The sequence below is a fragment of the Tepidiforma sp. genome, assembly GCF_026419595.1.
GTDB lineage: Bacteria > Chloroflexota > Dehalococcoidia > Tepidiformales > Tepidiformaceae > Tepidiforma.
Window position 1 is genome coordinate 375 of record NZ_JANZZD010000089.1, and the last position, 378, is coordinate 752.

General features: G+C 66.1%; 1 protein-coding gene. It reads right to left on the bottom strand.

Going from position 1 to position 378, the window contains the following annotated elements; translation table 11 throughout:
• On the bottom strand, nucleotides 1–378 hold a 378-nt coding region (locus tag N2041_RS14495), incomplete at both ends, for a DnaB-like helicase C-terminal domain-containing protein (protein WP_297679308.1).

Consider the following 378-nt stretch of genomic DNA (forward strand, 5'->3'; position numbering starts at 1 on the left):
GAGATGTGTATAAGAGACAGTTGCGCTGCTTGGCGATGATCAGCTCCGCCTTGCCGCGCAGGTCTTCGCGGTCCTTGTGGTAGACCTCCGGGCGGAAGATGAAGGCCACCATGTCGGCGTCCTGCTCGATGGAGCCGGACTCGCGGAGGTCGGAAAGCTGGGGCCGGTGGTCGCCCATGCGCTGCTCGGGCGCGCGGCTCAACTGGCTGAGCACAAGGAACGGCACCTCGAGGTCTTTCGAGAGCAGCTTCAGGCCGCGGCTGAGCGCGCCCACCTCCTGCACGCGGTTGGCGTTTCGGCCGAGCGAGGGCGCGGGCATGAGCTGGAGATAGTCGACCACGACGAGGCCGAGCGGCACATCGAGCGTGTGCTTCAGCT